11 protein-coding genes and 1 pseudogene are annotated in these 14,542 nt (G+C 73.9%); 10 read left to right on the top strand and 2 right to left on the bottom strand.

Annotated features, from left to right (window positions below; all coding sequences use genetic code 11):
- Positions 1-550: 550 nt before the first annotated feature.
- The 9 genes from ACZ7LS_RS32330 to ACZ7LS_RS32290 all read left to right on the top strand — a co-directional run bounded on the left by ACZ7LS_RS32330 (position 551) and on the right by ACZ7LS_RS32290 (position 13,092).
- On the top strand, positions 551-1,507 hold the full coding sequence (locus ACZ7LS_RS32330) for an aromatase/cyclase (RefSeq protein WP_382528746.1): 957 nt from the start codon (positions 551-553) through the stop codon (positions 1,505-1,507).
- Between the two features lie 261 nt (positions 1,508-1,768).
- Positions 1,769-4,228, top strand: a complete 2,460-nt coding sequence (locus ACZ7LS_RS32325) for an FkbM family methyltransferase (protein ID WP_385137065.1) — start codon at positions 1,769-1,771, stop codon at positions 4,226-4,228.
- An 18-nt stretch (positions 4,229-4,246) separates the two neighbouring features.
- Entirely contained in the window at positions 4,247-5,098 is an 852-nt protein-coding gene (locus tag ACZ7LS_RS32320) for a 3-hydroxyacyl-CoA dehydrogenase family protein (RefSeq protein WP_382672862.1), read from the top strand.
- 65 nt (positions 5,099-5,163) lie between these two features.
- Positions 5,164-5,424 (top strand): acyl carrier protein, encoded by a 261-nt coding sequence (locus ACZ7LS_RS32315; protein ID WP_382528755.1) that lies wholly within the window; start codon positions 5,164-5,166, stop codon positions 5,422-5,424.
- 22 nt (positions 5,425-5,446) lie between these two features.
- Complete coding sequence (locus ACZ7LS_RS32310; RefSeq protein ID WP_385137067.1) at positions 5,447-6,601, top strand: acyl-CoA dehydrogenase family protein; 1,155 nt, start codon at positions 5,447-5,449, stop codon at positions 6,599-6,601.
- Positions 6,598-7,623, top strand: coding sequence for an HAD-IIIC family phosphatase (locus ACZ7LS_RS32305; RefSeq protein WP_382528761.1), 1,026 nt, complete (start codon positions 6,598-6,600; stop codon positions 7,621-7,623). Before ACZ7LS_RS32310 ends, ACZ7LS_RS32305 begins: the two co-directional genes overlap by 4 nt.
- A 53-nt stretch (positions 7,624-7,676) precedes the next feature.
- Positions 7,677-9,455 (top strand): acyl-CoA dehydrogenase, encoded by a 1,779-nt coding sequence (locus ACZ7LS_RS32300; RefSeq protein ID WP_382528764.1) that lies wholly within the window; start codon positions 7,677-7,679, stop codon positions 9,453-9,455.
- Positions 9,456-9,487: 32 nt separating this feature from the next.
- Entirely contained in the window at positions 9,488-10,342 is an 855-nt protein-coding gene (locus ACZ7LS_RS32295; protein ID WP_382528767.1) for a 4'-phosphopantetheinyl transferase family protein, read from the top strand.
- Positions 10,343-10,833: 491 nt separating this feature from the next.
- Positions 10,834-13,092 (top strand): condensation domain-containing protein, encoded by a 2,259-nt coding sequence (locus ACZ7LS_RS32290; protein ID WP_385341654.1) that lies wholly within the window; start codon positions 10,834-10,836, stop codon positions 13,090-13,092.
- 34 nt (positions 13,093-13,126) lie between these two features.
- Here the strand turns inward: ACZ7LS_RS32290 and ACZ7LS_RS32285 are convergent, their stop codons facing one another.
- Both ACZ7LS_RS32285 and ACZ7LS_RS32280 read right to left on the bottom strand, forming a co-directional pair.
- Positions 13,127-13,333, bottom strand: a complete 207-nt coding sequence (locus ACZ7LS_RS32285) for a hypothetical protein (protein WP_382528774.1) — start codon at positions 13,331-13,333, stop codon at positions 13,127-13,129.
- A 97-nt stretch (positions 13,334-13,430) separates the two neighbouring features.
- Positions 13,431-13,559 (bottom strand): annotated as a pseudogene (locus tag ACZ7LS_RS32280) (pentapeptide repeat-containing protein); the annotation flags it as partial.
- 85 nt (positions 13,560-13,644) lie between these two features.
- On the opposite strand from ACZ7LS_RS32280, the gene ACZ7LS_RS32275 reads away from it, so the two are divergent.
- Entirely contained in the window at positions 13,645-14,229 is a 585-nt protein-coding gene (locus ACZ7LS_RS32275) for a TetR/AcrR family transcriptional regulator (protein ID WP_382528776.1), read from the top strand.
- Positions 14,230-14,542 lie beyond the last annotated feature (313 nt).

Genomic DNA, 14,542 nt, shown 5'->3' with positions numbered 1-14,542 from the left:
TTCCCGTGACACCCGCCTCCGTGACACCCGCCTCCGTGACGCCTGCTCCCGTGGCGCCCGTTTCCGTGGCGTCCGCCCCCGTCACGCCCGCCTCCGCGGCCGCGTCCGGCTGAGCCGCGTCCGGCCCGCCCGGCCGGCCCCTCGGCATCCCGGCCCTGTCCGCGGCGGCGGCCGGCCCTCACGGCGGCCCGCCGGCCCGCCGCGCCCGAGCGCCGGCCGTCCCGGCGGCCATCTCACCCCCGCGCACCCTCAAGCGCCTCCGTACCCTCACGCCTTCCCCGGTCAGGGACACCCTGGACCCCCTCTGCGCCCCGGCTCGACCACTCTTCGAACATTCCTCAAGCGCCGCGGCCCACGGTGAGAGTCACGGGGTGCGCCGGCCCCGTACGAACCGCCCAGAGCGCCGAGCCGGAGGAGTGTGCGACATGCCGGGCTTCACCTGTCCCGACCTGCCGGTCGACGGCTTCTGAACCCTCCCGCGCCCCGCGCGGGCCCGCGACGGCCCCTGGGACGCGGCTCTTCCGACGAACCTGAGAAAGAGGTGCTGGCCGTGACGGGACAGCGTGTGCGCCGTACGACCCACGCGATCGAGGTGGCCGCGCCGCCCGGAGTGGTCTACGGACTGCTCGCCGACGTGGAGCGGTGGCCGCTGTTCTTCCCGCCGAACGTGCACGTGGAGCGGCTGGAGTTCGACGGCACCGACGAACGGCTGCGGATGTGGGCGGTGGCCGAGGGACAGATCCGCTCCTGGATCTCCTACCGGGTGCACGACCCGCAGGAACGCGTCATCCAGTTCCGCCAGCACCACGCGCGGGCGTCGGTCGAGTCGACGAACGGCACATGGATCGTCGAGGAACTGCCCGACGGCGGAGCCCGCCTGACGCTGCTGCACGACTTCACGACCACCGGCGACCGCCCCGAGGACATCGCCCGGGCGGAGCGCGCCCTGGACACCGAATCCACCGCGGCGCTGGCCGGCCTGCGGAGCCTGGCGGAACGCTGGGCCCGCCTCGACCGGCTCGTCCTGTCCTTCGAGGACACGGTCCGGGTCCAGGCACCGCCGGAGGACGTCTACGAATTCCTGTACCGGGTCTCCCGGTGGCCCGGCCGGCTGCCGCATATCGCCCGGCTCCACCTCACCGAGAACGCCCCCGGCGTGCAGGTGGTGACGGCGGACACCCGTACCGCCGACGGCGCCGTGCACACCACCGAGTCGGTACGGATCTGCTTCCCGCACGCCGGCCGCATCGTCTACAAGCAGACCGTCACGCCCGCCCTGCTGGCCGCGCACACCGGCGAGTGGTCGGTGCTGCCCGACGGGAACGGGGTGACCGTGGTGTCCACGCACAGTGTGATGCTGCGGGAAGAGGACATCGAGGACGTCCTGGGCGCGGGCGCCGACCTGGAGCGGGCCCGCCGCCACGTGCGCGAGGCCCTCGGCCGCGACTCCACGGCCACGCTCCGGCTGGCCAAGGACCACGCCGAATCCCTCGAACGGCTCGTCTGAGGGCCCCAGGACGGCGCTGCGCGACGACACCGCCCCTGCCGCCGGTCACCCCGTCACCGGGTCCCGCGCCACGCCGCGCCGCCCCCGCCGGACAGCGGCGGGATTTCCTCCCCGGGCACCCCACCTTTCCGGGCGCCCGCACCGTACGCGCCGGGCGCCGCCCGGAACCCCTCGCCGGGGCGGCAGACATCCACCGCTGCTCCGGCCCCGCTCTAGCCGCCCTGGCCAGGGTGGAGTGACCACGGACATCCAAGGAGTGGCATGAGCCCCTACACGATCGACACCGAGGAGTCGCCTGTCGCGGCGGGTCCGCCGACGGCGCCCGCACCGTGGCACCTCGCCCTGGTCCGCGGTGACGACGGCGCCTCCCTCGACTCCGGCCTCGCCGGACTGAAGGAGCACCTCGCCGCCGGACCGGCCGCCGGCGTACCCGTCCGCATCCGCGCCATCGGCAGCGGCGGCGCGCACCGCGGCGCCGTGCTCGCGGGCGGCGGCGCGGTCGCCGAACTGGGCGCCAAGCCCGGCGACTCCCCGCAGTCGGTCGCCTTCATGTTCCCCGGACTCGGCGACCACTACCTGGACATGGGCCGTGACCTGTACCGCGACTTCCCGGTCTTCCGGGACGCCGTGGACCGGTGCGCCACCGCCCTGCGGGGCGAACTCGGCCTGGACATCCGCGAGGTCGTCTTCCCCGCCCCCACCGGGGAGCGGCACACCGCGCCCCCGGTCGACCTGCGCCGCATGCTCGGCCGGGACAGCGGCCCGCGCAGCGAGAACGAACAGCGCCTGGACGCCACCCGCGTGGCGCAGCCGGCGCTGTTCGTCATCGAATACGCCCTGGCACGGCTCTGGGAGTCATGGGGCACCCGCCCCTCCGTGATGATCGGCTACAGCCTGGGCGAGTACGTCGCCGCGACGCTCGCCGGAGTGCTCTCCCTCGACGACGCGCTGACCCTGGTCGCCCGCCGTGCCGCTCTCATCGACACGCTGCCCGAGGGCGCGATGCTCGCCGTGATGCTGCCCGAGGGGGAGCTGCGGCCGCAGCTCGCCGACGGCATCTCCCTGTCCGCCGTCAACGGGCCGGAGTTCTGCGTGGTGGGCGGCCCCACCGACGCCGTCACCGCACTGCAGCGGCGGCTCACCGCGCAGGGCGTGGTGAGCCGCCGCGTCACCTCCACGCACGCCTTCCACACCGCGCTGATGGCCCCGATCGCCGACGAGGTCACCGAGATCGCCCGGACGCTCACCCTCAACCCGCCGCGCATCCCGTACCTGTCCAACGTCACCGGCGAACTCATCACCGACGAGCAGGCCACCGACCCGGCGTACTGGGCGCGGCACCTGGTCAGCCCGGTCCGCTTCGCCCAGGGCCTGAGCCGCGTCGGCACCGGGCCGCTGCTCCTGGAGGCCGGCCCCGGCCAGACCCTGTCGAGCATGGCCACGGTGATCCGCGGCAGCGACGCCGGCACCATCGTCGCCTCGATGCGGCACCCGCTGGAGCGCCAGTCCGACACCGCCGTCGCCCTCAAGGCCCTCGGCCGGCTCTGGCTCGCCGCCGCCGACGTCGACTGGAACGTCTTCCCCGCGGCCGGACTCACCGTCACCCCCGCCGCACCGGCCCCCGCCGGCGCCCGGCCGGGGGAGCAGCAGGCCGGCGCCACCGAGCGCGAGCTGCACGCCCTGTGGGCCAGACTCCTGAAGAGCGACCGCGACCTCCCGCGCGACCTCAGCTTCTTCGAGGTCGGCGGCAACTCGCTGCTCGCCTCCCGGCTGATCCTGCGCATCGGCCGGGCCTTCGGTGTGGAGATGACGCTGCGCCAGGTCTACGAGTGGTCCACGCTGACCCGGATGGCGCAGGCCGTCGACACCCTCAAGGCCGGCCGCGAACTGGCCGCCGCCGAGGGCTCCTCGCACACCAGCGGCTCCCAGGCCCGCTTCCGGCTGCCCAACGGCCTCACCGTCGCGCACCAGAACGAGGCGGAGACCCTCCACTTCTACGAGGACATCTTCGACCACCGCACCTACGCCAAGCACGGCATCCGCATCCCCGACGGCGCCACCGTCGTCGACGTCGGGGGCAACATCGGCCTGTTCACGCTGTTCGCGCACTACGAGGCCGAGAACGTCCGGGTGTTCACCTTCGAACCGGCCCCCCCGATGTTCGAACTGCTCAGCCGGAACGCCGCCGACCACGGCGTCGACGCCGCACTCTTCAACATCGGCGTCTCCGACACCGAGAGCCGGGCGGAGTTCACCTTCTACCCGCGCAGCTCCGGCATGTCCTCCTTCCACCCCGACGAGGCGGAGGAGAAGCACAACCTGCGGACCATCATCGCCAACCAGCGGAAGGCCGGCGGCGTCGACACCGCCGGCCTCGACGAGCACGCCGACGACCTCCTCGACGTGCGCTTCGAGGCGATCGAGTTCACCGCGACACTGCGGCCGCTGAGCGCCGTCATCCGCGAGCAGGGCATCGAACGCATCGACCTCATCAAGATCGATGTGCAGAAGAGCGAGCGCCAGGTCATCGACGGCATCGCCGACGAGGACTGGCCGAAGATCCAGCAGATGGTCCTGGAGGCGCACGACGCCGACGGCGAGGTCGCCCGGCTCGTCGCACTCCTGAAGAGCCGCGGCTTCTCCGTCGTCGCGGAACAGGACGAACTGTACGCGGGCACGGACATCCACAACATCTACGCCGTACGCGGCGCGATCAGCTGATTCGGAGTCGTACGCATCATGGAATTCACGACCGCAGGGGTCGTCGGTGCCGGTGTGATGGGCGTCGGCGTCGCGCAGAACCTCGCCCAGACCGGCCACCACGTGGTGCTCGTCGACGTCTCCGACGAGGTGCTCGACAACGCCCGCAGGGAACTGCGCAACAGCCTGCGCGCCTACACCCTGTTCAACAAGGGCACCGGCGCCGACCCGCGGGAGATCTTCGACAAGATCGAGTTCACCACCGACTACGAACTGCTCGCCAAGGCCGACTTCATCGTCGAGAACGTCACCGAGGACTGGGCCGTCAAGCAGCAGGTGTACGAGCGGATCGACCGTATCGTCAGGCCCGACGTGGTGTTCGCGGTGAACACCTCGGCGATCTCCATCACCCGGGTTGCCTCGGTCACCTCCCGCCCCGGGCGGGTCATCGGCATGCACTTCATGAACCCGGTGCCGATGAAGCCGATGGTCGAGGTGATCCGCGGCCACCACACCACGCCCGAGACCATCGAGACCGCCCGCCGCTTCCTCGCCGAACTGGGCAAGGACTGCATCGTCGTCGAGGACGTACCCGGCTTCGTGTCCAACCGCGTCCTGATGCTCACCATCAACGAGGCCGCGTTCCTGGTGCAGGACGGCGTGGCCCCCGCCCAGGACATCGACCGGATCTTCACCTCGTGCTTCGACCACCGCATGGGCCCGCTGGAGACGGCCGACCTGATCGGCCTCGACACGATCCTCAAATCCATCGAGGTGCTCTACGAGAGCTTCAACGACAGCAAGTACCGGCCCGCCCCGCTGCTGAAGAAGATGGTCGCCGCCGGCCTGCTCGGACGCAAGAGCGGCGAAGGATTCCACTCCTACCGCTGACGCGCCCGCCCACCGGCCGCGAAACCCGCCTCGCACCACCCGACAACGACAGGACGGACACCCACATGAGCACGGACACCCGCACGGAGACGAGGGCCAGGATCGCGGAGTACCTGTCCCGCTTCTTCCCCGTGCACAACCTCAAGGACGACGAGAACATCTTCGAACTCGGCTTCGTCAGCTCGATGTTCGCGATGCAGCTGGTCTCCTTCGTGGAGCACGAGTTCGCCATCACCGTGGAGAACGAGGACCTGGAACTGGAGCACTTCCAGTCCATCAGCGCCCTCGACGCCTTCGTCACCCGCAAGCTGTCGGCCACACGGTAGGGCCGGAGCGGAGCCGACTGCGATGACCAGCATGCTCACCCCGGAACACGAGGGGTACGCCAAGGAGTTCCGGGACTTCACCGAGCGCAACGTCGCCCCCTACGCCGACGCGTACCACCGGGCACAGCGCACCCCGCCCGAGGCGGTACGGCAGCTCGCCGAGGCGGGCCTGCTCGGCCTCGCGGTCCCCGAGAGCTACGGAGGCGGCGGCCGCGACGCCGTCACGCTCGGGCTGCTCGCCGGCGAACTGGGCCGCGCCTGCTCCTCGCTGCGCAGCCTGCTCACCGTGCACACCATGGTCGCGCACGCCGTGCACCGCTGGGGCTCGCCCTCACTGAAGGAGACCTGGCTGCCGCGGCTGGCCAGGGGCGAGAGCATCGGAGCCCTGGCCGTGTCGGAACCGGGCGTCGGCAGCGACGCGGCGGCCGTCACCACCCGCATCCGCCGCGACGGCGACGACTGGCTGCTCGACGGGCACAAGAAGTGGATCACCTACGGCGAGACGGCCGACGTCTTCCTCGTCGTCGGCCGCACCGAACAGGGCCCGACCGCGCTGCTCGTGGAGCGCGGCACCCCCGGCCTGCGCACCGAGCTGATCGAGGACATGATCGGCATCCGCGCCTCGATGACCGCGCACGTGTACTTCGACAACTGCCGGGTGCCGGGCGGCCATCTCCTGGCCAGGCCCGGCCTCGGCGTCTCCCATGTCTCCGGCGCGGCCCTGGACCTGGGCCGCTACACCGTGGGCTGGGGCTGCGTCGGCATCCTCGACGCCTGCCTGGACGCCAGCGCCGACTACGCCGCACAACGCACCCAGTTCGGCACCCCCATCAAGGAGCACCAACTGGTCAGACGCATGATCAGCATGATGTACGCGGACGCGCGCGCGGCCCGCCTGCTGTGCCTGGAGGCCGGCCGGCTGCGCGACACGGGCGACCCCGGCGCGCTCGCCGCGACCTCCACGGCCAAGTACTTCGCGGCCACCGCCGCCGGCCGTGCGGCCGCCGACGCCGTGCAGATCCACGGCGCCAACGGCTGCGGCCCCGACTACCCCGTGCAGCGCTACCTCGGCGACTCCCGCGTCATGGAGGTCATCGAGGGCAGCACCCAGCTCCATCAAGTGAACCTGGCCGAATACGCGTTCCAGGACCGTGCCCTGAGGAGACAGCAGCGATGACGACCGTGAAGTGCGTGGTCTGGGACCTCGACAACACCGTCTGGGACGGCATCCTCCTGGAGGACGAGAACGTCAAGCTCAGACCCGCCGTCGTGGAGGTGCTGCGCACCCTCGACGAGCGCGGCATCCTGCACTCCGTGGCCAGCCGCAACGACCACGACGCGGCCATGGCGAAACTGACGGAACTCGGCATCGCCGAGTACTTCCTGCACCCGCAGATCCACTGGGGCAGCAAGTCCGACTCGGTACGGGCCGTCGCCGAGGCCTTCAACATCGGCCTCGACACCCTGGCCTTCGTCGACGACCAGCCCTTCGAACGCGACGAGGTCCGCTTCGCCCACGAACAGGTGCTGTGCATCGACGCCCTGGACGTCGAGCGGATCCCCGGACTCGCCCGGATGCAGCCCCGTTTCGTCACCGCCGACTCCCGTGAACGCCGCCACCTCTACCACGCCGACATCCAGCGCCAACAGGCCCAGGACCGCCACGCCGGCACCGACGAGGAGTTCCTCGCCTCCCTGGGCATGCGCTTCACCATCGGCCCGGCCGCCGAACGCGACCTGCAGCGCGCCGAGGAACTGACCGTACGCACCAACCAGCTCAACGCCACCGGCTACACCTACTCCTACGAGGAACTGGACGCCTTCCGCCGCTCACCCGAGCACGACCTGCTCGTCGCGGGCCTGGAGGACACCTACGGCACCTACGGCAAGATCGGGCTCGCCCTGGTGGAACGGGGCACGGACGCGTGGACCGTGAAGCTGCTCCTGATGTCCTGCCGCGTGATGTCCCGCGGCGTCGGCTCGGTACTCCTCAACCACCTCATCCGCGGCGCCCACGAGGCCGGGGTACGGCTGCGCGCCGAGTTCGTGGCCACCAGCCGCAACCGCACCATGTACGTCACCTACAAATTCGCCGGCTTCACCGAGGTCGCCAGGCACGGTGAGGTGTCCGTCCTCGAACACGACGGCACACACCTGCGGGACTTCCCGCCCTACATGCACGTCACGGTCGAGAACTGACCGCCCGCCGGCCCGTCGCCGCACCGCTCCCCACGGACTGGAGGACCGACGCCATGACCCCTGCGGTCGCGCGCTCCGCCGGCCCCGCGGAGCACACCGCACAGACCGCCGCCCCGGCCGGGTGGGAGGCGGACGCGCGGGCGCGCGCGGCCCGGCTGGAGGAACTGCTGGGCGACCCGTACGACAACGCCAACCCGCACGGCCTGCACACCCTGTTCGACGCCGACGCGCGCGGCGTGCCGCCGCGGCTCACCGAGCAGCTGCTCGCCGACACCGGCCTGGGCGCCGAACTGGTACCCCTGGAACACGGCGGCCTGCTCACCCGCGCCGACCTCCTCGCCCAGACGCTGCGCCCGGTCTTCCGGCGCGACGTGGGCCTCGGCTTCAGCCTCGCCATCACCTCCCTGTCCGCCGCCTCCCCGGTATGGGCGGCCGGCACGGCCGCGCAGCGCCGGCACCTCGCGGACCTGCTGCGCGGCGGCGGCCGGGCGGCGGTCCTGCACCACGAACTCGCCCACGCCAACGCGATCCTGCGGCACGAGTTCACCGCCACCGCCGCACCGGACGGCGGCTTCAGGCTCGACGGCCGCAAGGACGTCATCCTCGACGCCGCCCGCGCCCGGGCCCGCGTCGTCTACGCCCGCACCGACCCCGCCCGCGGCCCGCGCAGCCACTCGGTGCTGCTCCTCGACGCCGAGGAGGCACCGGGCGGCGGGGAACGGCGGCTGCCCCGCGTCCCCACCTCCGGCATGCGCGGGGCGCTCTACTCCGGCCTGGAGTTCACCGATTTCCCCGTACCCGCCGGCGCGCTCGTCGGCCGGACCGGCGAGGGCGTCCCGCTGGCCCTGCGCACCCTGCAGGTCAGCCGCGGCCTGGTCTGCGGCGTCCTCACCGCCGCCGCCGACACCGTGCTGCACTCCGCCGTACGGGCCGTCACCACCGGCCGCGGCGGCCCCCTCGCCCGCCGCTGGACCAAGCCGCTGGCCGGGGTGTTCGCCGACCTGCTGGCCTGCGACAGCATGGCCACGGTGGTGCTGCGCGCCCTCAGCCTGCTGCCCGCGCGGAGCCAGCTGGCCGCCGCCGCCGTCACCTACGTCGTGCCCGACCTGCTGCGGGAGAACCTGGAGGAACTCACCACCGTCCTCGGCGCCCGCCGCTTCCAGCACCGCAGCCCCGAGTACGGCGCGCTGGACAGGCTCGCCCGGGACCTGCCGCTCGCCGGCCTCGGCCACACCGGCGCCGCCGCCTGCCAGGCGGTGATCGTGCCGCAGCTGCGCGCCCTGGCCGAACGCTCCTGGCTCGCCGAGGAGGAACCGCCGCCCGAACTGTTCCGCAAGGGAGCCGAACTGCCGCCCCTCGACTACCGGTTGCTGGGCGTCGCCGGCGGCGGCGACTTCCTCTCCGCCTCCCTGGTCGGCTCCGCCGCCCGGCTCGCGCCCGCCCGCGGCGCGGGCGGCCGGCACGCCGTCCTCGCGGAACTCGCCGAGGGCTTCACCGGCGAACTGCGGGCCCTGCGCGAACAGTGCCGCACCCTGCCCGCGTACGGCGCGACGCGGCTCGCCGACCCCGCGGTGTGCGTACTCAGCGACCGCTACTGCCTGATCGCCGCCGCGGCCGCCGTCCTCGGCGTCTGGGAGGCCCAGGACGGCACCGACCCGTTCCTCGCCGACACCGCCTGGGCGGTGCTCGCCCTCTCCCGCATCGGGGGCCGTCTCGGCATCCCGGTGCCGCACCTGCCCGACGGCTGCCGCGAGCAGGTGGCCGACGAACTGGTCCGGCGCTACCGGACGGGCCGCGGCTGCGACCTGGACGCCACGCTCCTCGCGCGCTGACCCGGCGCCCACGACACCGCAAGGACGGACCGTTGACGCCCACCGCGCCGACCGGCGCACCACCCGACGAAGCCGGACCGATCACCCGCCCGATCCACGTCAGCGGCCCTGCCGGGCCCTGGCACCCGGTACGGGAAGGCCTGGCACTGCGCGGCAACGCCGTGGTGCACACCACCTGGGGCGAGTGGCTGCCGGCCGCCGTCACCGATCCCGCACTGCGCCCCCTGCTCGGCCGCGACTGGCAGCGCTACCGCAACACCACCGACCCCACGATCCGCTACCGCTTCGTCGCCTCCCGCCTCGCCGTCAAGTTCACGGCCGCGGCGGCACTGGGCACCGAACCGGCCGAACTCGACCTCGCCTACAGGATCGGCGGCCGCCCGTATCTGCGCGGATTCGGCCAGATCGACGTCAGCCTCACCCACACCGACGACCTGATCGCCGTCGGCATCAGCAGGCACGGGCGGATCGGCGTCGACGCCGAACCCGCCGACCGGCCCATGTCGTTCGACCTGCTGCGGCGCCACATGTGCACCCCGGCCGAACGCGCCGAACTGGCCCCGCTGCCCGAGGCGGAACAGGCTGCCGCCCTGCTGCGCCTGTGGACGCTGAAGGAGGCCTACACCAAGGCGCTCGGGCAGGGACTGCGCCTGGGATTCACCGAGTTCGGCTTCGCCGCCGACAGCCCGGCCCTGCTGGCGCCGGACGGCAGCAGCGCCGCACGCGGCGAGTGGGCGTTCGCCACCTACCGGGCCCTCGGCCGCTATCTGATCAGCGTCGCCTGCCACGACACGGGCCTGGACACCGCCGCCGACACCGAGGTGCGCACCATGCTCGACGCGGGGTTCATGGGCGCCGTCGCCGAAGCCCTCGCGGCGGACACCTGACCCCTCCGGGGGCCGGTGCGCGGGCCGGGGGCACGAGAGGCCTTCGCGGGCCGGTCCAGGAACGGTCGAGATCACCGGCCTGAACCCGGCGCGGCATCTACCGTCGTATCACAGACCCAGCGGTCAGGTGGCGCGGACACCGGACGAGGAGGCCGCCATGGCACACGCGGGCAGCCCAGCCGGCCAGTACTCCCGCCCCGCGACCCGGCGGCCGCTGCCCGGCGGCACCCGGCCCGCCGCGGCGCACGCCGCCGCCGGCGTCCCCGCCGCGCCCGTCCCCGCCGCGATGCCCGCGCACCATCCCCGGGGCACACCGCGCCCGCACCGGCGCGCGGACACGGCGGCCCGCGCCACGCCACGGCACGGCACGGACCGGACCCGGGGGACCCGCGGGCGAACGACAACGAGGGCGCCGGCCCCGCCACCGTGCCGGGCCCGCGCGGGCGCAGCCGTACATACACGGGGGACCGACAGGGGGAGGAGGAGTCCGGATGACCACTGACAGACCCCCGTCCGTGCCCCGGCGTGAGGCGCTGACGGTGTACGTGAACCCGGGGCACGGCAGCGAAGGCGCCGCGCCCGCACTGGAGTTGCGCGGTACCGTCGACCCCGGCCGTATCGAGGCAGCCGTGCACCGGGCGCTCACCGCCGACCCGGGCGCACCGGCCTGGCGCTACCGGCTGCGGCGCCACGGCCCCGCGCACCACACACTGACCCTCGACGCACCCGAGGCCGCCGACACCCGGGGCCACTTCCCGGCAGGGCTGCTCGCCGACCTCCTCACCGCCCTCCCGGAAACCGGCCCGCCCGCCGGCTCCCCGCCCGCCGGCTCCCCGCCGGGCGTCGGTACGGGGCCCGCCGCGTACGCCGAACCCGTGCCCCGCCCCGGCGGCACCGCGGACCGCCGCCCGCCGCACCGCACTCCGGCGCCCGCCGGCGCGGCGGCGCGCTACGGGCCGGTGACGAGCGTGCTGCGGGCCGGGCCGCTGCAGAGCGAACTGCTCGCCGACGCCGACGCCCGGCCCGGCACCGCGACCGGCGTCGCCCAGCTCACCTGGGAGTGGCACGGCCCCCTCGACCTGGAACCGTTCGCGGCCGCCTGGCAGTCGGTCTACGACCGGGAGAGCGTGCTGCGGGCGGGATTCGACGACGCGGACCCGCCCAGGGTCGCGGTGCGCCAGTGGGTGGTACCGGAACTCCTGCGGGTGCGGCCGGGCGCCGCCGACTGGACCGACGTCGTCGCCCGGGACCGGGCCCGCGGCCTGGACCCGCGCCGCCCGGGACCGGTGCGCGTCACCGTCCTGGAGAGCCCGGCCGCCCCGGCCGCCGCACCCGGCGGCGGCCCGCCGCACCGGATGCTGCTCACCTACCACCACGCCCTGCTCGACGACACGAGCGCCCGGCTGCTGCTGCGCGGCTTCTTCCGCGCCTACCTGGCCGGCGGCCGGCTGCCCGGCGGCGACCGGCACCCCGACATCGGCGACTACAGCGACTGGCTCGCCGCCCAGGACCTCACGCCCGCCCGCGAGTTCTGGTCCCTGGCCGCCCCGCCCGCCGGCGCGGCCGGCTTCCCGGTGCCCGCCCCGCCCGGCACGGCGGCCCCCCGCACGGGCACGGTCCGCGCCCGGCACCGGCTGTCCCCCGGGGAGGCCGCCGAGCTGAGCGCCTGGGCGGGCCGCTGGGGAGCCACCGACTTCTGCGCGCTGCAGGCGGCCTGGGCGCTGCTGCACCACTCCACGGGCGAGGGCGCCGCGGTGCCCGTCGCGTTCAGCGTGCCCGTGTCCGGCCGCGGCATCCCCTTCGACACCGTGGACCGCATGCCCGGCGCGCTGCGCAACCCGCTGCCGGTGTCCGTCGTCGTCGACCCGCGCACCCCCGTGCCCGGCCTCCTCACCCAACTGCGCGACCGGGCCCTGGACATGGCGGCCTACGAATGGGTCTCGGCGGGACAGATCGAGAGCTGGACGGACACAAACCGCCGGGCCCGGCCGCCGTATCCCGGCAGGGCCGGCACGCTCCTCGAATTCACGGGCGGCCCGCGCCCGTCAGCCGTGCCGGCCGACGACCTGGCCGCGCAGGGCATCCGCGTGTCGGAACCCGTCACGCACGACGCCGACACCGCGTTCCCGCTCGTGCTGAGCGCACACCACGACGCCGCGGGCGGTCTCGTGCTGGGCGTCGCGTACGACCCGTCCCGGCTGCCGGACGCCGACGGCGTCCTCGCGCGGGTGGCCGAGGTGCTGCGGCAACTGCCCCGCCGCGGTGACCAGTACACGACCGTCGGGGCGTTCCTCGACGCCCTGGCCGCCGAAGGGCGTCCCCCGCGCACGCCCGCGCCACGGGCGAGCGCGCGGGCACACCCCGGCCACGACACCGGCCCGCTGCTGCGCACCCTGCGCCCCGCCGCCGGGCCCGGCCAGGCCCTGGTGTGTCTCGTGCCCGCGCCCGGCATGTCCCCGGCGCGCCACGAACAGCTCGCCCCGCACTATCCGGGGCCCGAGGCCCTGGTGCTGCTCAGCGACGCGCGGCGGCCAGCCGAGGCCCGGCTCGCCGCGCTCGCCCCGCTGCTCGGCCCCGGGCGGCGTCTCGTGCTCGGCGGCTTCTCGGGCGCCGGCGGGGCCGCGTACGAGATCGCCCGGCTCGCCGCGCGCGCCGGCGGCGGCCCCGCGCTCGTGGTGCTCGCCGCCGCCGCGACACCCCCCGACGTACTCGCCCGCGCCCTGGCGGCCGCCGCCGCGCCCGCCGGATAGCGGGCCGCGCGGCGCCGGACCGCCCCGGGCAGGGTCACCGGCGCGTGCCCGGCTTGGGCAGCGGACGGGGGCGCGGCTGGGAGCGGGGCTTGGGCTGGCGGATGTGCCCCGGCCGGCCGCCGCGCCCGGCGGGAGCGGCCGGGCCGTCGCCGGGCAGGCCGTGGACACGTACGCGCATGAGGGGCTCCTTCTGGCGGGCCTTCGGGTCGATGCCGGAGAGGTGATCGATGCGTACACGCATGGAGGGCTCCTTCTCGGTCCGGTCGGTGCGCACCGGGCGGCACGGCTGAGCCGCCCGATCCGAATAACTTCGGTTGCAGTACTTTGACGGTAGTACATCAGCTGCAGTGGTGCCAGCCTGTTTTTCCGTCACCCGCCGCACCGGCCCCGGGTCTCATGAACCGGGCCTCACGAAACCGGGCCTCACGAAACCGGGCCTCACGAAACCGGGCCTCACGAAACCGGGCCTCACGAAACCGCCTTACCCAAAGTGCTTCAGTCGTAGTACTTTACTGACCGTGGTAACAGTCGGCCGATGTCATGAGAGGTCCCATGCGCCAGAACCCCCAGCGCCGTACGGCGCTGCTCGACGCGGCCATCGAAGTACTCGCCCGCGAGGGATCACGCGGACTGACCCTGCGGGCCGTCGACAAGCAGGCCGAGGTCCCCACGGGAACGGCCTCCAACTACTTCGCCAACCGCGCGGACCTGCTCGGCCAGATCATGCAGCGCACCGGTGAACGGCTCGCCCCCGACCCCGGGATCCTCGCCGACACCCTGCGCCGGGCCCCCTCGCGCGACGTGGTCGCCCTGCTGCTGCGCCAGACCCACGAACGCATGGAGGCGGACCGCAGCAGCTGGCTCGCCATGCTCGAACTCCGCCTGGAGGGCACCCGCCGCCCCGAACTCGGCGTGGAACTCAAGGAGATCTACGGCACCGCCCTGCGCGACAACATCCGCTTCTACCTGGACGCGGGACTCCCCGGCGACGCCACCGACGTGGTGCTGCTCTACCTCGCGCTGAACGGCATGATCATCGACGACCTGACGGTCCCCCAGGTCCTGCCCGAGTACGCCTCCCAGCACGCCGGCACGGACCTGTTCCAGGAACTGGCCGACCGCCTGCTGGCCGAGTGAGCCGGGCCTCGCCGGCCGCCGGGACCACCGGCCGGCGAGGCCCGGCCCCGCACCCCGGCGACGGGCCGGCGGCTCGGGAACGTCTGAGGGATGGCTGGAGACACGGCGGACGGGCGGCGGTGCGCGGTGCGCGGATCACGGTCCGCGGCGACTCCCGTACGGCGCGATCGAGCCCCCGTATGGCGCGGAAGGGTCGGTGCGCCGGGCGCGGAGCATTTCCGCGGAGGTGGCCGGCCGGCCTCGGAGGGCGACGATGACCAGGTGAAACGCTGAACGGACCGGGCGGCCCGGAATCCCGGCGTACCCGGCCCCG

Source organism: Streptomyces sp. NPDC039430, from assembly GCF_055639435.1.
Note: the sequence above shows the minus strand (reverse complement) of the source record. Positions and strands in the feature narration are given on the sequence as shown.

Excerpts from the sequence above, each read along its gene's own strand:
- ACZ7LS_RS32325 (WP_385137065.1), top strand. The coding sequence starts at position 1,769 with ATGAGCCCCTACACGATCGACACCGAGGAGTCGCCTGTCGCGGCGGGT.
- ACZ7LS_RS32320 (WP_382672862.1), top strand. The coding sequence starts at position 4,247 with ATGGAATTCACGACCGCAGGGGTCGTCGGTGCCGGTGTGATGGGCGTC.
- ACZ7LS_RS32315 (WP_382528755.1), top strand. The coding sequence starts at position 5,164 with ATGAGCACGGACACCCGCACGGAGACGAGGGCCAGGATCGCGGAGTAC.
- ACZ7LS_RS32310 (WP_385137067.1), top strand. The coding sequence starts at position 5,447 with ATGACCAGCATGCTCACCCCGGAACACGAGGGGTACGCCAAGGAGTTC.
- ACZ7LS_RS32305 (WP_382528761.1), top strand. The coding sequence starts at position 6,598 with ATGACGACCGTGAAGTGCGTGGTCTGGGACCTCGACAACACCGTCTGG.
- ACZ7LS_RS32300 (WP_382528764.1), top strand. The coding sequence starts at position 7,677 with ATGACCCCTGCGGTCGCGCGCTCCGCCGGCCCCGCGGAGCACACCGCA.
- ACZ7LS_RS32290 (WP_385341654.1), top strand. The coding sequence starts at position 10,834 with ATGACCACTGACAGACCCCCGTCCGTGCCCCGGCGTGAGGCGCTGACG.
- ACZ7LS_RS32285 (WP_382528774.1), bottom strand. The coding sequence starts at position 13,333 with ATGCGTGTACGCATCGATCACCTCTCCGGCATCGACCCGAAGGCCCGC.
- ACZ7LS_RS32275 (WP_382528776.1), top strand. The coding sequence starts at position 13,645 with ATGCGCCAGAACCCCCAGCGCCGTACGGCGCTGCTCGACGCGGCCATC.